The sequence below is a fragment of the Kocuria sp. CPCC 205235 genome (assembly GCF_040980905.1).
GTDB classification, from domain to species: Bacteria; Actinomycetota; Actinomycetes; order Actinomycetales; family Micrococcaceae; genus Kocuria; species Kocuria carniphila.
This window is the reverse complement of sequence record NZ_JAVKPR010000001.1, coordinates 263,124-280,292: the sequence shown is the minus strand read 5'-3', so window position 1 is coordinate 280,292 and position 17,169 is coordinate 263,124. Positions and strand designations below refer to the sequence as shown.

At 67.3% G+C, this 17,169-nt stretch carries 13 protein-coding genes and 2 pseudogenes; 12 read left to right on the top strand and 3 right to left on the bottom strand.

Annotation, left to right across the window (positions count from 1 at the left end; all coding sequences use genetic code 11):
• The first annotated feature begins 178 nt into the window (after positions 1-178).
• The 4 genes from RF638_RS01320 to RF638_RS01305 are packed head-to-tail and all read left to right on the top strand — an operon-like array spanning position 179 to position 5,263.
• A complete protein-coding gene (locus RF638_RS01320) occupies positions 179-1,315 on the top strand; it encodes an ABC transporter ATP-binding protein (protein ID WP_095798775.1) in 1,137 nt (378 codons plus the stop codon).
• Positions 1,316-1,372: 57 nt separating this feature from the next.
• A complete protein-coding gene (locus RF638_RS01315) occupies positions 1,373-2,602 on the top strand; it encodes a maltose ABC transporter substrate-binding protein (RefSeq protein ID WP_095798776.1) in 1,230 nt (409 codons plus the stop codon).
• Positions 2,602-4,233 carry an ABC transporter permease subunit gene (locus tag RF638_RS01310; RefSeq protein ID WP_368841260.1) on the top strand — a complete coding sequence of 544 codons (1,632 nt, stop codon included), beginning with the start codon at positions 2,602-2,604 and terminating at the stop codon, positions 4,231-4,233. Before RF638_RS01315 ends, RF638_RS01310 begins: the two co-directional genes overlap by 1 nt.
• A 1-nt stretch (position 4,234) precedes the next feature.
• Positions 4,235-5,263, top strand: a complete 1,029-nt coding sequence (locus RF638_RS01305; RefSeq protein ID WP_216823186.1) for a sugar ABC transporter permease — start codon at positions 4,235-4,237, stop codon at positions 5,261-5,263.
• Between the two features lie 274 nt (positions 5,264-5,537).
• Here RF638_RS01305 and RF638_RS01300 read toward each other — a convergent pair whose 3' ends face one another.
• The gene (locus RF638_RS01300) at positions 5,538-6,572 is read right to left on the bottom strand and encodes a hypothetical protein (protein ID WP_095798778.1); all 1,035 of its coding nucleotides are present in this window, start codon (positions 6,570-6,572) and stop codon (positions 5,538-5,540) included.
• A 196-nt stretch (positions 6,573-6,768) separates the two neighbouring features.
• Here RF638_RS01300 and RF638_RS01295 point away from each other — a divergent pair, with 196 nt between their 5' ends.
• From RF638_RS01295 to RF638_RS01275, 5 genes are all read left to right on the top strand, one after another.
• Complete coding sequence (locus RF638_RS01295; protein ID WP_158222960.1) at positions 6,769-7,806, top strand: phosphotransferase family protein; 1,038 nt, start codon at positions 6,769-6,771, stop codon at positions 7,804-7,806.
• Positions 7,807-7,829: 23 nt separating this feature from the next.
• Positions 7,830-8,558, top strand: a complete 729-nt coding sequence (locus RF638_RS01290) for a phosphotransferase (protein ID WP_368841259.1) — start codon at positions 7,830-7,832, stop codon at positions 8,556-8,558.
• A 119-nt stretch (positions 8,559-8,677) separates the two neighbouring features.
• Positions 8,678-9,565 carry an SDR family oxidoreductase gene (locus RF638_RS01285; RefSeq protein ID WP_109223188.1) on the top strand — a complete coding sequence of 296 codons (888 nt, stop codon included), beginning with the start codon at positions 8,678-8,680 and terminating at the stop codon, positions 9,563-9,565.
• 212 nt (positions 9,566-9,777) lie between these two features.
• Complete coding sequence (gene argS, locus RF638_RS01280) at positions 9,778-11,418, top strand: arginine--tRNA ligase (RefSeq protein ID WP_368841258.1); 1,641 nt, start codon at positions 9,778-9,780, stop codon at positions 11,416-11,418.
• A 111-nt stretch (positions 11,419-11,529) separates the two neighbouring features.
• Positions 11,530-12,018, top strand: a complete 489-nt coding sequence (locus tag RF638_RS01275) for a GNAT family N-acetyltransferase (RefSeq protein ID WP_058874201.1) — start codon at positions 11,530-11,532, stop codon at positions 12,016-12,018.
• Positions 12,019-12,094: 76 nt separating this feature from the next.
• Here RF638_RS01275 and RF638_RS01270 read toward each other — a convergent pair whose 3' ends face one another.
• Positions 12,095-12,262, bottom strand: a complete 168-nt coding sequence (locus RF638_RS01270) for a hypothetical protein (protein ID WP_167318961.1) — start codon at positions 12,260-12,262, stop codon at positions 12,095-12,097.
• 160 nt (positions 12,263-12,422) lie between these two features.
• Positions 12,423-13,463 (bottom strand): tryptophan--tRNA ligase, encoded by a 1,041-nt coding sequence (trpS, locus tag RF638_RS01265; RefSeq protein WP_095798781.1) that lies wholly within the window; start codon positions 13,461-13,463, stop codon positions 12,423-12,425.
• A gap of 537 nt (positions 13,464-14,000) precedes the next feature.
• Between trpS and RF638_RS01260 the strand changes: the two are divergent.
• The 3 genes and pseudogenes from RF638_RS01260 (at position 14,001) to helR (ending at position 17,162) form a co-directional block, all read left to right on the top strand.
• Positions 14,001-14,334: pseudogene (locus tag RF638_RS01260) on the top strand (hypothetical protein).
• Positions 14,327-14,554: pseudogene (locus RF638_RS01255) on the top strand (rRNA methyltransferase); the annotation flags it as partial. The pseudogenes RF638_RS01260 and RF638_RS01255, both read left to right, overlap by 8 nt.
• Before the next feature lie 364 nt (positions 14,555-14,918).
• The gene (gene helR / locus RF638_RS01250; RefSeq protein WP_368841274.1) at positions 14,919-17,162 is read left to right on the top strand and encodes an RNA polymerase recycling motor ATPase HelR; all 2,244 of its coding nucleotides are present in this window, start codon (positions 14,919-14,921) and stop codon (positions 17,160-17,162) included.
• Positions 17,163-17,169 lie beyond the last annotated feature (7 nt).

The following is a 17,169-nucleotide window of genomic DNA, read 5'->3' as shown; positions in this document are numbered from 1 at the left end:
GATGTGGCTCACCTTAGGATCAGTGTCTTCCGTACTTGGCACTCCTGATCTCCTGTTCGGCGAGGTGTGTCCTAGTACCCCGGGGCTGGGCTTCGACCGCCAACACCGGACCTGACCCAATGGCCGGCCCGACCTCGGATCTCCTCAATGGCAGGGCCTCTGAAAGGAAACCTTGCTCATGTCTTCTGTGCGCTACGCCAACGTGACCTGCCAGTACCCCGGGGCCGAACGCCCCTCGGTGACCGACCTGAACCTCGACATCACCGAAGGGGAGTTCCTCGTCCTGGTCGGGCCCTCAGGGTGCGGCAAGTCCACCACCCTGCGGATGCTCGCCGGCCTCGAGGAGGTCACCGGGGGCAACATCTACATCGGCGACCGCGACGTCACCGACGTCCCCTCCCGGGACCGCGACATCGCGATGGTCTTCCAGAACTACGCCCTGTACCCGCACATGACGGTCGCGGACAACATGGGCTTCGCCCTGAAGATCGCCAAAATCAGTGCCGAAGAAAGAAGGCACCGGGTGGAGGAGGCCGCGAAGATCCTGGACCTGAGCGACTACCTGGACCGCAAGCCCAAGGCCCTGTCCGGCGGGCAGCGCCAGCGCGTGGCCATGGGTCGGGCCATCGTGCGGTCCCCGCAGGTGTTCCTGATGGACGAGCCTTTGTCGAACCTGGACGCGAAGCTGCGGGTGCAGACCCGCACCCAGATCGCCTCCCTGACCCGCCGACTCGGTGTCACCACGGTGTACGTAACCCACGACCAGGTGGAGGCGATGACGATGGGCGACCGAGTGGCGGTGCTCAAGGACGGGCACCTGATGCAGGTCGACACCCCGCGGGCGCTCTACGATCGGCCGGCCACGGAGTTCGTGGCCGGGTTCATCGGCTCCCCGGCCATGAACCTCTTCCGCGTCCCGGTCACCGAGACCGGGGCCCAGCTGGGCACGGTGCGGATCCCGCTGAGCCCCGCCCAGCGCTCCGCCCTGAGGGGGCCCCAGGTTACGGTCGGGATCCGCCCCGAGGACCTCGCCCCGGCCGCCGAGGGCACCGGCCTGCCGATCGTCGCGGACGTGGTCGAAGAACTCGGCGCCGACGCCTTCGTCTACGGCCACCTCGCCCCAGTGACCGCCGCCAACGCGATCGTGCCCGTGGACCCCACCGCAGGAACCACCGACGAGTCCACCAGCAACGAGTTCATCGTTCGGGTCGAGGGCCGCACCCCGCCGCGGGCTGGGTCCACCATCTGGGTCGCCCCGAACTTGGAGCACGTCCACCTCTTTGACGCCGCCACCGGTCGGCGTCTGCCCGAATGACCACCAGCCCCGCGCGTACGCCGCCGACTGACTACGACGACAATGAGGAATGCCACTATGAAACACATCCACCGGGCGGCCGTCGCGGCCGGTGCCGTGCTCCTGCTCGCCGGGTGCTCATCGGCGCCCACGGCCGGGGTCGCCGGCCTGGGCGGCGGGCCGGGAAGCATCAAGATCCAGGCGGGAGCCGACGAAATCCCTGCCCTGCAACAGGTCGCCGAGACCTACACCGCCGATACCGGGGTGGAGGTGGAGTTCGTCCAGCGCGAGATCAATGCCCAGGCCATCTCCAACTTCATCTCGCAGTCCCCCACCGGGCAGGCACCGGACATCATCGTCTCCCCGCACGACAACCTCGGGCAGCTCGCCGCCAACGGCGTGGTGGCCCCCGTGGAGATGGGCGAGCGGGCCCAGGAGTTCACCGAGAACGCCCGGGACGCCGTGGTCTACAACGGGGTCAGCTACGGGGTGCCCTACGCGATTGAGAACGTGGCGCTGCTGCGCAACAACGAGCTCACCACCGAGGACCCGGCCACCTTTGATGAGCTGCGGACGATCGGACACCGGCTCATGGAGGAGCGGGGCATCGAGTACCCGTTCACGGTCAGCCAGTCCCCGGAGGCCGGGGACCCGTACCACCTGTACGCCCTGCAGACCTCCTTCGGGGCCGAGGTGTTTGAGCGCACCGAGGAAGGCGAATACACAAGTAACCTCACGATGGGTGGCGAGGACGGTCAGGATTTCGCCCGCTACCTGCAGGACCTCGGGGCCACCGGCGACCTGCAGACTTCCATGACCCCGGACATCGCCAAGGAATCCTTCCTCAACGGCCAGTCGCCTTTTCACATGGGCGGGCCGTGGGAGCTGACCGATGTCGAGGCCGCCGGGATGGACGTGAGCGTCCTGCCGGTGCCCCCGGCCGGTGACGAGCAGGCACGCCCCTTCGTGGGCGTCCAGGCGTTCTTCGTCAACGCCAACGCCCCCAACCCGGTCGCGGCCCAGGACTTCGCGGCCAACTACCTCACCCGCCCCGAGTCTCAGACGGCCATGTACGAGAGCACGGGCCGGCCCCCCGCCAGCCAGATCGCGGTCGAGCGCATGGAGGGTGACCCGCTGCGCTCGTCCTACGCCGAGATCGCCGAGACGGGCCTGCCCATGCCGGCCATCCCGGAGATGGGCGCGGTGTGGAGCTTCTGGGGTACCACGGAGAACGCCATCGTGGACGGCCGCGGGGACCCCGTGGAGCTGTGGGACCGCATGATCGACAACATCGAAGGACAGATCTGATGAGCACACACACCACCGCACGGGGCGCCACCGCCGCCCGTGGCGAGGCGGGCAGGGGCGCCGGGCTCGGCGCTCCCCTCGACCTGCGCGACTCGCACTCCCGAGGATTCGGCTTGGGCTTCGTGGTCAAGCTCGTCCTCATGGCACTGATCAACGCGTTCGGCCTCTACGGCATCCTCGCGGCCTGGGCCGCCGGAAACTGGGGCATCCTGGCCTTCCTCGTCGTCGCCTTGGTCGTGGCCGACCTCGTGTACTTCCTGCCGACCCGGAAGATGCTGCCCGCCAAATACCTCTACCCGGGGCTGATCTTCCTGCTGATCTTCCAGATCTTCGTGGTGCTCTACACGGCAGCCACGGCGTTCACCAACTACGGAGACGGCCACAACGCCACCAAAGCGGCGGCGATCAGCCAGCTCACCACCACTTACGAGCAGCGTGTGGAAGGCTCCGCGCCCTACCCCGTCACGGTTGTGGAGCGCGGCGCTGGACTGGCCCTGGCCACGGTGCAGGAGGGCCAGGTGCTCGTTGGCACCGCCGAGCAGCCGCTGGCCCCGGTCGGGGACGCTGCGGTCACCGACGGCCGCGTCGCCGAGGTGCCAGGCTACGAGGTCCTCTCCTACACCGAGGTCCTCGGGGCGCAGGACCAGCTCTCCGAGCTGCGGGTCCCGGTGAGCGAGCAAGCCGAGGACGGCGCGCTGCGCACCGATGACGGCCGCACCGCCTACGCTTACGACCCCACCCTGGTCTATGACGAGGGCGTCGACGCGATGGTCGCCGACGACGGTACCGTGTACACCAACAACAGTGAAGGTGCCTTCGTCAATTCCGACGGCGAGGCCCTCAGCCCGGGCTGGCGCGTGTTCGTGGGCCTGGACAACTTCGCGGCGATCTTCGACCCGGCGATCCTGGGCGGACCGTTCCTCGCCGTGACCCTGTGGACCTTCACCTTCGCCATCCTCTCCGTGGCCCTGACGTTCTTCCTCGGGCTGCTGCTGGCGATCTTGTTCAACGACGAGAAGCTGAAGTTCCGCAACGTCTACCGGGCGATCATCTTCCTGCCCTACGCCTTCCCCGCGTTCCTCTCCATTCTGATCTGGGCCGGGCTGCTCAACACCGACTACGGCTTCGTCAACGAGATCCTGCTGGGTGGGGCCGGGGTTCCCTGGCTGGACAACCCCTGGCTGGCCAGAATCTCGCTGCTGCTGGTGAACCTCTGGCTGGGCTTCCCCTACATGTTCCTGGTGACCACCGGCGCCCTCCAGGCCATCCCCGGCGAGCTCTACGAGTCGGCCGAGATGGACGGGGCCGGCCCGGTGCGCCAGTTCGGCTCGATCACCCTGCCGATGCTCATGGTGGCGGTGGGACCGCTGCTCATCGCGTCCTTCGCGATGAACTTCAACAACTTCAACGTGATCTACCTGCTCACCGGCGGTGGCCCCCAGGACGTCGAGTCCACCACCGGGGTAGGTGCGACGGACATCCTCATCTCGTTCGTGTACAAGATCGCGTTCGCCGGCGGCAGCAACGACTACGGTCTGGCCGCGGCCCTGTCCATCCTCATCTTCATCATGGTGGCCGTCATCTCCGGACTGACGTTCCGCCGCAGCAAGGCTCTCGAGGAGATCAGCTGACATGTCCACTCCCACCACGCCCCCGCCGGGCGACCGCCCCGGCCCCGACGGCTCGAACCGCGCCCCCTGGGCCGCGGCCATGGCCGCCCCGTCCATCGGCACCTCGAACACGGTCCAGCCGACCGGCTCCCTGCGACCGGCGGGCACCGGAACCGCGGCGCCCCGGCCCCGGCCCGGTGCCGGCCGGCGCTTCGCCCGCGGCGGGTGGAAGCACCTCGCAGCCATCGCGGCGTGCGTCTTCGCCCTGTTTCCGCTGGTCTACGCGTTCTCGGCGTCACTATCGGCCTCGGGATCGCTGCTGGGGTCTAACCGGCTGTTCTCCGACGTGACCGGCGCCAACTACACCAACCTGCTCAACGACCCGCAGAACCCCTACCTCACCTGGTTCGCCAACTCGATGTTCGTCTCGGTCACCACCGCCGTGGGCACGGTGCTGATGGGCGCGGCGGCCGCCTACGCCTTCTCCCGGTTCCGCTTCCGCTCCCGCAAGGGAGGGCTGATGACCCTGCTGATCATCCAGATGTTCCCGCAACTGCTGGCGTTCGTGGCCATCTTCCTGCTGCTCTTCGCCATCTCCGAGGTCTACCCGTTCCTGGGCCTGAACTCCCGGCTGGGCCTGGTCGCCGTGTACCTGGGCGGGGCGCTGGGGGCGAACACCTTCCTCATGTACGGCTTCTTCAACACCATCCCCAAGGACCTGGACGAAGCCGCCGAGATCGACGGCGCCTCGCACGCCCAGATCTACTGGACCATGATCCTGCCCCTGGTCACCCCCATCCTGGTGGTCGTCGGCATGCTGTCCTTCATCGCGTCCTTCTCGGACTTCCTGCTCGCCCAGATCGTGCTGCAGGACCCGGAGAAGTACACGCTGGCCGTGGGGCTCTACCAGTTCGTCTCCGTGCAATTCGGCGAGAACTGGGGCGTGTTCACCGCCGGAGCGATCCTGGCCGCCATCCCCGTCGTGGCGCTGTTCCTGTTCCTGCAGCGCTACATCGTCTCCGGCCTGACCGGAGGTGCCGTCAAGGGCTGATACCGGCCGTGCGCCCGCCGCACACGCCCCGCACCACCCCAAAGAGTGACCAGCCACTCCACTCACCGCACTCGAACCGTGCAGCGACCGCCCGTCGCTCCACGGTTCGAGTACTGCGGTAAGGGCCTCCACTACGGACGCCTGCCCCAACCCTCAGCCTCGGAGAGACCGGGCAACTGCTTGCATGGCCCGTGGACCATCGGGCGCCACAGCAGCTGAACGTCCTGCGCTTTACATATGGCCCGGTTAGCGGCGGACCGTGCTGCGGTAGCGGTTACTCGCTGACTTCTTCGATCTCGGCGGGCCAGGTGTATGCGTGGCCGGGGACGGCGACGATGATGGTGTGCTTGATCTCTTGTCGGGCGAGCCGGTCGTGCAGCTCGGCGGCGGTGGTGAGCGTGGACTCCGGGAGAGGACCATCCGGAAGCGCCCCGAAGTCGTCCCGGGTTTCTGCCCAGAAGCTCAGGCGGCCGTCCTCGCCTCCGTAGCCGATGTCCAGGGTGCGGATACCTTGGGCGTCCCCCAGGCGTGCGCCGGCGACGATGTCCGCGGCGGTGACCTGGCCCATGCCCGTGGGCTTCTCGGCCAGCACGGTGGTGTTGCCCTCCTGACCGATGAGCTGAACGTCATCGGGCATCACCTGGCGGGCGTCCAGGAACCCCTGGACCGAGGCCTCCGAGGTGAAATCCACCTCGCGGTAGCCAATCAAAGTGATCGCCGGGCCGGGTCCGGGCGCATCTCCGGTCACCAGGCGGTCCGTGGCGGCCCGGGCCGCGTCGGTCCACTGGCGGGCCAGCGGCAGCACCGACACGGGCCCCTTCCCAGCCTCGAGGCGATCGGAGCCGGAGGTGACGAGGACTTTCCAGGTGGCCGGCTCCACCGGGAAGGTCACCGCCTCGGGGCCCTCCTCGGGACCGACGCGGTGGCCCTGCTCCACCGGCCAGTCGTGCTCCGTGATGATCCGGTGAGCCTCAGGAAGAAGTTCCAGCAGCCAGGCCTGGTCCGTGTCCTCGTCCAGGTCCAGTTCCAGGGTTCCGGACCTGGGCGGCCAGGCTCCGTGCAACGAGCGGTTGACCCAATACGGGGTGTCCACCGTCAGCACCGCCCGATCCACGCCCTCGAGCCGATCCAGCTGCCGCTCCACGCTCTTGAGGCTGCGCCACCAGGGGTCGAATGGGGTGGTCACGCTCATCTGACTCCAGAGGAATACTGTGCCGGCCACAGCACAGAAGAGGAACACCCCCACCAGGGCGAGAACGGTGCGCCTCACGGCGCGGTGGCGCGCGGAGACGTCGACGAAGGGTGGCACCTGCTCAGCGTAGGACGCACTCAGGCGTTCGGACGGTCATGGGCGCCGTGGCCAGAACCGCTGACATTCGCATCAACGGCGAGATATGCACCGTTGCAGTTGGGGTTCCGGTGTGAGCACTAAAGGCGTTTCCCCGGTGCAGCGGGGGCATGACATTGGTTGTCGAGCCAGGTGTGATTGCGGGCAGACTGTGCTCATGACTCCTGCCCGTCCTGAGCATCCGTCCATGGCCGACCGACTGGTTCATCTGGCCGGCCAGGCCCCGGCTGCGCTCGGCCTGGGCTCCTCACCGGGCGACGGAGACGAGGTGCGTCTGCTGGGGCATGGGGAGAGCTTCGCGGCGTGGTTACTGGAGGCCGGCGAGCAACGGGTGGTGGTGCGGATCGCCCGGCGTCCGGTGGAGGAGCTGCCGCGGCCGATGCAGGAGGAGTTCCACGGGCTGAGCCTGGTGCCTGAGGGCATCGGCCCGCAGGCGCTGGTGCTGGAGGAGTCGGTGGACAATCCGTTGGGTGCTCCGTACATGGTGGTCGGTTTCGTGCCCGGCCGTGTCCTTCCACCGGGGCAGTGGACCCCGGGGCTGGTCCAGGCCCACGCCCAGCAGATGGCTCGTCTGCATGCCCAGCGCTTCGACCGCTGCGGTGAACTGACCACACCGGAGGAGGAACGCCGAGAGACGGTGGATATCGCCGGTCAGTTCGCCGCCGGGCTGGAGTGGTGGTCGGACAACCACCCGGGGGTGATGAACGAGCCCGACGTGACACGCCTGGCGCGGAAGGTGGGGGCGTATCTGCAGGACGCACAGAAGGTTTTCAATCGGTTGGAGTCCTTCGCGCTGATCCACGGGGATCTGTTGCTGCCCAACATCCTCGTCGAGGGGGAGACCGGGGTGCGGTACATCGATTGGGAGTGGTCGGAGATCGGGGACCCCGCCCAAGACCTCGCTTACCTCGGTGGGCGGATCACGGTGGAGCCGTGGCATCTACCCATGACCCGGGCCCAGACCCGGGACCTGATCGAGGTCTACCTGGCGGCCAGCGAGCACCGGGCGGCCACGGGCACCGTGGAGGAAATGATGATCCGCTGTGATGCTTGGGAGGTCTACGAACGGTTCCTCACGTCTCTGCATCACCGCAGCCTCCTGGCCGGCCGCCCCGACCTGACCGAACAGGAGCGGAACTTGTACGCCAGTGCGGCTGCCCACGTTACCCGGGAGTTGGGCCGCCGGTTCGGCTGAGGTCCTCCGGATAGGGTCGTTCCATGGCAGAGGAGATGTTGACCGGCGGCAACTCCACCACCGTCGTGCGGGTCGACGACAGTGTCCGCCGCACTGTCGGACCCTGGACCCCGGCGGTGCATGCACTGTTGAGTCGGTTGCGGGCGGAAGGGATCACCGAGGTCCCGGAGCCTCGCGGGGTGGACGAGGACGGCCGGGAGGTCCTGTCCTACATCGTCGGGGTGGTTCCCGGCTATCCGCTGCCCGAGTGGGTGTGGGCGGAAACGGTCCTGGCGGCGGCCGGGAGGTTGCTGCGCCGGGTCCACGACGCGTCCACCGCGCTGGTAGGGGAGGACCTGGTCTGGCAGCTGCCCACCCACCACCCGGTTGAGGTGATCTGCCACAACGACTTTGCCCCGTACAACCTGGTGTTCCGCAACGGTCGGCTGCGCGGGGTGATCGACTTCGACACGGCCTCCCCGGGCCCCAGGATCTGGGACCTCGCCTACCTGGCCTACCGGTTGGTGCCTCTGACCGATGACGCGCACGACGGCGGCCCGCCCGCACCCGAGCGTGCGGGTCGCCTCCGGTTGCTGATCGACTCCTACGAAATGCCCTACGAGCCCGCAGAGTTGCTGGCTGCGGTGGCGGCACGTCTGGAGGAACTCGCGGCGTTCACCGACGCACGAGCCGCCGAGACCGGCCGGGACGACTTCGCCGAGCACGCCGCGATGTATCGCCGCGATCGTGACCGGGTGCTGGCCACCGGTTGACTCTCTTCCTGGTGGCGCACCGCTTGGAGCGGCGGTCACTGATAGGTTCCCCATCATGAAGACGGTGTGAGTGTCTGCCCTGTGAACGAGGAATCCCCGAGTACGTCAGGAGCACCACCATGTCTCATCCCTCTTCCGCACGCCCGCTGCAGGGCAGGACCGCCCTGGTCACCGGGGTCTCCCGCCGCCGCGGCATCGGCTACGCGGTGGCCGTGGAGCTCGCTTCCCTGGGGGCGAGCGTGTTCTTCCACCACTACAGCCCCCATGACGCGGACCAGCCCTGGGGCGCCGATGACCTCGATGCGGTACGCGCCGGCATCCGGGCCGCTCTGCACGACGGGGCCCTCGCCGGCGACGTCTCCACGGACTTGAGGGACCCGGACACCGCTGAAAACCTCGTCGAGCAGGCCCACGCCCTGACCGGGCGCCTGGACATCCTCGTCTGCAACCACGCCCGCAGCGGCGGCGACGGGTCCATCCTGGACATGACCGCCGAGAACCTGAACGCCTTCTGGGACACCAACACCCGCTCCACCCTGCTGCTGACCCGGCACTTCGCCCACCGCCACGCCGCCACGACTGCTCGATCCGCCTCAGCGCGGCCCGGCGACCGCATCGAAAAAGCCGGGCCCGTCGATGAACGGGCGGCGGGCCGGGTGTTCTGGATGACCTCGGGCCAGGGCCAGGGGCCGATGCGCGGTGAGGTCGCCTACGCCACCAGCAAGGCCGCTCTGGCCGGGGCAACTCCCACGGTGGCCGCGGAACTGCTCGAGCTCGGAATCGTGTTGAACACCATCAACCCGGGCCCGGTCAACACCGGCTACCTCGACCCCGGGACCACCGACCGCTCCCTGGAGGAGATCGAGACATGGCGACAGGCCACCCCCTTCGGCCGCTGGGGGCACCCGAGAGATCCCGCGCGGCTGATCGGGTGGCTGGCCACCGACCAGGGCGTGTGGGTCGCCGGGCAGGTCATCACCACCGACGGAGGCATGAGCCTGACCTGAACGCACCATGAGGCCCGACAACTCCACCCTGACGAGAACAGCCGTCCCACTGCTGAAGCTTCGGCTGACTACTCCGCCCACGGCGTTACGGTGAGGGTTCCCGTCGGACGTGGCGGCGGTGTCCTAGAAGAGGTGCATGGCGCCGTCGCGGACCGGTAGCGACCATGTCAGGGAGATCAGGGCGCTCGAGACCGCGGCGTTATGCTTCACGGGTGACTCCAGAGGAACTATCCGCCGCCATTTCCGCTTGTTTGCAGGCCGCCGTCGAGGCCGGTGACTTCCATGTCGACCTCCCGTCGGAGGTGCGTGTGGAGCGACCGAAGAACCGGGAGCACGGTGACTGGGCCACGAACATCGCCCTGCAATTGGGCAAGAAAGCGGGAATGAACCCGCGCGAGCTCGCCCAGATCCTCCGCGACCGGCTGGCCGGCATCGACGGCGTCAAGAGCGTCGACATCGCCGGACCGGGCTTCCTCAACATCACCCTGGACGCCGGCGCGGCGGGGGAGCTCGCCCGCACCATCGTCGAGGCAGGGTCCGCCTATGGCACCAATGACGCCCTGGCGGGCCACACCATCAACATGGAGTTCGTCTCGGCCAATCCCACCGGGCCATTGCACCTGGCCCACACCCGCTGGGCCGCACTGGGCGACTCGATCGCCTGTGTGCTGCGCGCCAGCGGCGCGGCGGTGACGGCGGAGTACTACATCAATGACGCCGGAACGCAGATGAACACCTTCGCCGCCTCCGTCCTGGCAACCATCAAGGGCCGACCGATCCCGGAAGGCGGCTATCCGGGGCAGTACATCGCCGACCTTGGCCGCCAGGCTCTCACCGCCCGGCCGGAGCTGGCGGACATGGATGATGAGGAGGCGCTGCCAATCGTCCGGGAACTGGCCTATCGAGCGCAGATGGCCGACATCGAGGAGACCCTGGCCGACTTCGGGGTGCACTTCGACGTGTTCTTCTCCGAGTCAGCCCTGCACGAGGGCGCAGCGGTGGGGCAGGCGGTGGACCGCCTGCGGGAGCAGGGACACGTCTTCGACCTCGATGGTGCCGTCTGGCTGCGCACCACCGACTTCGGCGACGACAAGGACCGGGTCCTCATCCGGGCCAACGGTGAGCCCACGTACTTCGCCGCAGACGCGGCGTACTACCTGTCGAAGAAGGACCGCGGGTTTGAGCAGAAGATCTATCTGCTCGGCGCCGACCACCACGGCTACATCGGCCGGTTGCAAGCCATTGCCGCCTGCGCCGGGGACGACATGGAGCACAACATCCAGGTGCTCATCGGCCAGATGGTGTCCGTGAACGGAGCCCGCCTGTCGAAGCGGGCCGGGAACATCATCGAGCTGCGGGATCTGTTGCAGTGGCTCGGCAAGGACGCGCTGCGATACTCCCTGGGCCGATCCTCGGCGGACTCGGCGATGTCCATCGACCCGCAGCTGCTGCAGAAGAACACCAACGAGAACCCGGTGTTCTACGTCCAGTACGCCCATGCCAGGACCCACGCCGTCGCCCGCAATGCGGAGTCGACCGGCGTGGACACCAGCAGCTTCGACGCGGCGACGCTGAACCATCCCACCGAGAGCGACCTGCTGGCAGCGCTCGGGCAGTTCCCCGGCGTGGTCGCCCAATCGGCGACCTTCCGGGAACCCCACCGCGTCGCCCGCCACCTCGAAGTCATCGCCGGCACCTACCACCGCTGGTATGACGCCTGCCGCATCGCTCCCCAGGGCGACGCACCGATCCAGGACGTGCACAAATCGCGCCTGTGGCTGAACAACGCCACGCAACAGGTCCTGGCCAACGGCCTCGACCTCCTCGGCGTTTCCGCACCCACGAGGATGTAACCAAGTACGTAGCAATCTGTCCCGTGACTGTTCAGGAGAGGTTCGTCTTCGAACCTGCGGCCTGGTCAGCGGCAGCGCCGGTCGCCGGTGGGGCGTCCCTAGCATTGGGGCATGCGCCTGCGAGAGACCAGCTCAGCCGATTTGGACGTCTTCCTGAGTTGGGTGCCCTCTGAGGCCGACATGGTGCTCTGGTCCGGGCGGACCTTCAGATGGCCTCTGGATCGGGGGCAGCTGGAGACTTATCTGCAGCATGATCAGCGCCGGTATTGGACCGGGTTGGACCCCTCCTCCGGGGATCCAGTCGGTCACGCCTCGTTGCTCGTCGATGTCGACGCACACATGATGCGGCTCGGGTGCATCCTCCTCGACCCGGACGCTCGAGGGCGCGGTCTGGGGCGGGAACTGATTGGCACAGCGGTGCGCACGGGCTTCGAGGTCACGGGGCTGCCGGTCATGAAGCTCGGTGTCTACGCGCACAATGTCTCCGCCCGGCGCGTGTACGAGAGCCTGGGGTTCCAGGAGACTGGGCGGGTGCGCAGCACCGAGGTGGGCGGCCAACCCTGGCACGCCCTGGAGATGCAGCGGCGACGACCCAGCTGACCCCGCCCATGGGCGCCGATCCTTTCCCCCGGTGCCCGAGCCGTCGCGGGAATGCGGCGTCGCGATGGGGCTTCGTCTATGGCCGCAAACTGTCGGCACGGTCGCCGTGCTTGTGCACGTAGTCCTTGATGCCGGCGGTGACGCCCTTGCGCACCACCCAATACAGCAGCCACAAGGTGATGGCGACCATGAGCAGCCAGATGAATAGGCCGAGGAACGCTCCGAAGCCAGCGACGTCCATCATGAGGAACCTCCTGGGGTAGGTCTTTCCACGCTATAGAGGATTGCCGTGTTCCTCTCCACCCCGCCCCTGCTGTGCGTGTCGGCCGTTCCTCCCGTGTTCCGCGCCTCGTGCGTTGGCTTCACATCCCGGCCCGGCGGCAGGACTGGGTGGGTGTGGAGGCTCAGTAGGTGGTGCCCATGGCCTCGCGGACTTCGGCGAGGGTGGCCTCGGCGATCTCGTGGGCTCGTGCATTGCCGCGGCCCAGGACGTCGCGAACCAGGTGCGGGTCCCGGCCCAGTTCCTGACGGCGTCGCCGGTGGTCGGTGAGGAAGTCGTTGACGGCCCCGGTGGTGAGCTGTTTCAGGCGCCCGGCCCCGGCGTCGCCGACCTGCTCGGCGACCTGTTCCGGGGTGGTGCCCCGGCACAGGGCCGCGGTGGACAGCAGCGCGGAGACCCCGGGGCGGGTTGCTGGGTCGAAGGTGATCCGACGCTCGGCGTCGGTGACGGTACGCCGGATCACCGCCGCGGTCTCCTCGGCGGTCATCGACAGGGCGATGGTGTTGCCGTAGCTCTTGGACATCTTCCGCCCGTCCAGTCCCGGTACTTCCGGGGCGGCGGTGAGCAGGGCATCGGGCACGGGGAAAACGGGCCCGTAGCGGTCGTTGAAGCGCCGGGCGATGACCCGGGTGATTTCCACGTGGGGCAGGTTGTCCTTGCCCACGGGCACGAGATTGCCCTTGCAGAAGAGGATGTCAGCGGCCTGGTGCACCGGATAGGTCAGCAGCAGCCCGCTCAACGCCCGGCCGGAGGCGGCGGCCTCGGCCTTGACCGTGGGATTGCGGTGCAGCTCGGCCTCGGTGACCAGACTCAGGAAGGGCAGCAGCAGCTGGTTCAGCGCCGGTATCGCCGAGTGGGTGAAGATCGTGGTGCGCTGCGGGTCCAGCCCGGCGGCCAGGTAGTCCAGCACTGCACTGTGCACGTTCTCCTGCACGCGGGCGGTGGTGTCGCGGTCGGTGATGACCTGGTAATCGGCCAGCACCAAGAACGTCTCCACCCCGGCCTGCTGCAACCGGAGGCGTTCGACGATGCTGCCGAAGTAGTGACCCAGGTGCAGAGCCCCGGTAGGGCGTTCCCCGGTGAGCACCCGGAAGTTCTCCGGGGCCTGGTCGATGGTGCGGGTCAGTTCGGCTGAGCGCTGCTCGGCAACGGCGAACGAGTCCATGTGCGTGCTCCTGTCAGACAAGGAGCTGCACGCAAGGCCGTGGCGGTGGGGCACGGGCTGCTGTGCAGCCCGTGGTCATGCTTCAACCGGCTGCTATCGCAGCCACCACCACGCCAGACGGTTGAAGATCATGCCCATACTCTGCGCACACGGCGCACCAACCACCGTGGGGATCAAGGGCAGGTGGCTCATCGCCACCACTCGCTTTACATATGGCCGGTTCTCGGTCGTGTCGTTATCTGTCTGAAAGGCGTTTTCGGGATAGAAGTGCATATCTGGGCATGCCCTGCCTGGATGTACATGGCGACGTGCTCCGGTCTCTGCATCCTACTGGTGCTCTTTGGGTAGAGAGTTCGGGTGAGTGAGTCGACGATCTGCGGTTCGGCCGAGAGCTTGACTGTACTCCAGTACTTCATCCCCGTGTGCCTGTCAGGTCCTACTCGCAGCATGGCCGCGGCAACCGCGGGGATGTCCTCGTGAGTCGCGACATCGCCACCCACCGTGCTCAAACCCGCCCGGAAACGTGAGCAGGACGCCATGAACACCAATTTCTCCCCTGGGGATCTGGACACCGCTCGCGAGCGACTGCGCGACGTCATCAAGGGACTGGCCGTAGTGCGCTGAAACGTGACGTTGGCCAGCGACAGTCAGGCCGATTACCACGTGGATCTGCGCCATGTGACCCTGCATCATGAGGCCTCGCGTTACGTCGGGCAGGTCATGTTCAGCCTGACGGCAGAAGACCGGAGCGAACGTTGTGGCTGTGGCCGTGATCGTGGATCGCCGCACGGGTGCCAAGGAACGCATCGAGGAGTACACGGGAGTGCCCTGCCTGTACGCCTACTCGAAGGACGAGCTGGGGCTTGACTGACCCGGCCACCACTTCTGAAGCCAATGTCGAACACGTGGTGGGCGTGGGCCCATGGGAAGGTCCGCGGCCGGAGGGTGAGCACTGGGATCGTGAGTTACTCGCGGACGGTTACCGCTACTGGGCCATGGACGCGATCATCGCGGACTTGGACACGCGGCGTCATGAATTCCACGTGGCGGTGGAGAACTGGGAACACGACTTCAACATCGGTTCCGTAATCGGTGCTGATCGAGATGATCGACCTACTCAAGAAATGCGTTCTGGTGCTCGGGAGGTAGGGTCTGATGGCGTCGAAGTCACCTACGAGTCCTTTTGTGGCCAGTGCTACCTCACCGAATCCGGCGGCCGCCTTGGCTGACGGCTTCCGCCCAGCTGACGGAGCGCGTTCAACGGTCAATCTCGATCGCGAAATACCAAAGTTGCGCGGACACGACAAAAGGGGCCTCGCGATGTCGAATTCCGAAGCGCGCGTGTGCCCCTCTACTTCCAAGGCATAGCTCACCCCGGGGCTTGCGGCAAGACCCCCGGAGAGCGGGATGATCAAGCTCCTTCCCCACCCGATTTCCGCTTTCGGAGCTGATGACATGCATCCCGTGGCCACTTCCATCTTCACCCTGCCCGATCACCTGGCCGCCAAAGCCGATCCGCAGCTCATTGCCCGCGACGAGCAGCACCTGCGCGCCGTGGCGACTGCACTCCAGGACTACATCTCTGAACTGACCGCTCGGCTCGACGCCGCTCGCAAAGCCCCCGGCGGGGCAGGCCAGGCCGCTCTGGACCGGGACCAGGACATCCACCGCCTCACGGGCCGCCTCCGCGTGTTGCGCCGCTTCAACTCCGACCTGTGCCTGGGCCGCATGGTGGCCGGCGATTCTGATGCCGACGACGCCGCCGAACCCACCTATATCGGCCGGCTCGGGTTGACCGACCGTTATAGCCAGCGGCTCCTGGTCGATTGGCGGGCGCCGGCCGCCGAACCGTTCTTCGCAGCAACCCACGCCAACCCGATGGGATTGATCAGTCGCCGCCGTTATCGCTGGACCAGCGGCCACATCACGGACTTCTGGGACGAGGTGTTCACCCCGGAGGGCCTGGAAGGCAACGCGGCACTCGACGATCAGTCCGCCTTCATCGCGAGCCTGGGTGGCAGCCGGTCGGAGGCCATGCGCGATGTGCTGGGCACCATCCAGGCCGATCAGGACGCCATCATCCGTGCCGGGTCGCGGGGCGCCCTGGTGGTGGATGGCGGTCCGGGTACCGGCAAGACCGTGGTGGCCCTGCACCGCACGGCGCACCTGCTGTATTCGGACGCGCAGGTGAGCGAACATCGCGGGGGCGTGCTTTTCGTGGGCCCGCACCGCCCCTATCTGGCCTACGTAGCGGATGTCCTTCCCAACTTGGGCGAGGACAGCGTGCGGACCTGCACACTCAACGATCTCCTGCCCGAGGGACTCGCCGCCACGGAAGAATCCGATCCGGAGGTGGCTCGGCTGAAGTTCTCAGCCGAGATGGTCAACGCGATCGAACCCGCGGTGGCCCTGTACGAGAACCCTCCGACCGAAGGGATGGAGATCGACACACCATGGGGCGAAGTGTGGCTCAGTTCGTTCGACTGGGCCGAGGCCTTTTCGGCCCCGGACCCCGGGACGCCCCACAATGAAGCGCGCGGGCTGATCTGGGAATCGGTGGTCGAGATCCTCACGGACAAGGTGCGGGACCTCGGGGAGGACGCGAGCGACGTCGGCGTAGACCCGAACGAGGATGTGGACGGTGAATTCAACGCCTACGGTCTCACTCGTGAGGATTCCGCGGCCCCGTTCCGCCGTGCGATCAGCCAGAACCCCGAACTGAAGCGAACGTTCGGCCGCGCCTGGCCGCTGCTCCATGCCACCGACCTGGTGGGTGACTTGTGGGAGGTTCCGGCGTACCTGCGCATGTGTGCCCCGTGGCTCGAGCCGCGCCAGATCCAACTGTTGCGACGTGCCGACCCGCGCGCCTGGAACACGGCCGACCTCCCCTTGCTCGACGCCGCACGCCAGCGGTTGGGTGACCCGGATACAACGCTGCGCGCCGAACGGCGACGCGCAGCCGAGGAGGCAGAAAGCACCCGCATGGCGGACGTGGTTGATCAACTGATCGAATCCGACGATTCGGTTATGAGGGTCATGCGGATGCTGCGCGGCCAAGATCTGCAGCACGCTCTGTTGGAGCACGCGGCACCGCCCGAGATCAACCAGGACGCGCTCGCGGGACCGTTCGCTCACATCGTGGTGGACGAGGCGCAGGAGCTGACCGATGCGCAGTGGCAGATGCTGCTTCGCCGTTGCCCGTCGCGTAGTTTCACCATCGTGGGGGACCGGGCCCAGGCCAGGCACGGTTTCACGGAAACGTGGGAGCAGCGCCTGGAACGGGTGGGCTTCGACCGCGTCATCCACTCCACCCTCACGATCAACTACCGCACCCCGCGAGAGGTCATGATCGAGGCTGAGCCGGTGATCAGAGCGGCAATACCGGATGCGAACGTTCCCGTCTCGGTCCGCAGTAGCGGGGTGCCCGTGAAGCACGGGGTCGCGGCGGATCTTGAGGAGATCCTCGACCAGTGGGAGGTCGGCCACGATGACGGCGTCGCGTGCGTGATCGGCGCTCCGTACTTCACGCCCCGCGACCGGGTGCAATCGTTGCCGCCCGCGCTGGCCAAGGGGCTCGAGTTCGACCTGGTGGTGCTGCTCGACCCCGAGCGTTCCGGCGGTGGGATCTCGGAGGCGGTGGACCGCTACGTGGCCATGACCAGAACCACGCAGGAGCTCGTTCTTCTCGAACGCCCCTGAAGGCTTG

What these genes read in the sequence shown, in the direction of transcription:
- RF638_RS01320 (WP_095798775.1), top strand. Translation starts at nt 179, where the DNA reads ATGTCTTCTGTGCGCTACGCCAACGTGACCTGCCAGTACCCCGGGGCC.
- RF638_RS01315 (WP_095798776.1), top strand. Translation starts at nt 1,373, where the DNA reads ATGAAACACATCCACCGGGCGGCCGTCGCGGCCGGTGCCGTGCTCCTG.
- RF638_RS01310 (WP_368841260.1), top strand. Translation starts at nt 2,602, where the DNA reads ATGAGCACACACACCACCGCACGGGGCGCCACCGCCGCCCGTGGCGAG.
- RF638_RS01305 (WP_216823186.1), top strand. Translation starts at nt 4,235, where the DNA reads ATGTCCACTCCCACCACGCCCCCGCCGGGCGACCGCCCCGGCCCCGAC.
- RF638_RS01295 (WP_158222960.1), top strand. Translation starts at nt 6,769, where the DNA reads ATGACTCCTGCCCGTCCTGAGCATCCGTCCATGGCCGACCGACTGGTT.
- RF638_RS01290 (WP_368841259.1), top strand. Translation starts at nt 7,830, where the DNA reads ATGGCAGAGGAGATGTTGACCGGCGGCAACTCCACCACCGTCGTGCGG.
- RF638_RS01285 (WP_109223188.1), top strand. Translation starts at nt 8,678, where the DNA reads ATGTCTCATCCCTCTTCCGCACGCCCGCTGCAGGGCAGGACCGCCCTG.
- RF638_RS01275 (WP_058874201.1), top strand. Translation starts at nt 11,530, where the DNA reads ATGCGCCTGCGAGAGACCAGCTCAGCCGATTTGGACGTCTTCCTGAGT.
- RF638_RS01270 (WP_167318961.1), bottom strand. Translation starts at nt 12,262, where the DNA reads ATGATGGACGTCGCTGGCTTCGGAGCGTTCCTCGGCCTATTCATCTGG.
- trpS (WP_095798781.1), bottom strand. Translation starts at nt 13,463, where the DNA reads ATGGACTCGTTCGCCGTTGCCGAGCAGCGCTCAGCCGAACTGACCCGC.
- helR (WP_368841274.1), top strand. Translation starts at nt 14,919, where the DNA reads ATGCATCCCGTGGCCACTTCCATCTTCACCCTGCCCGATCACCTGGCC.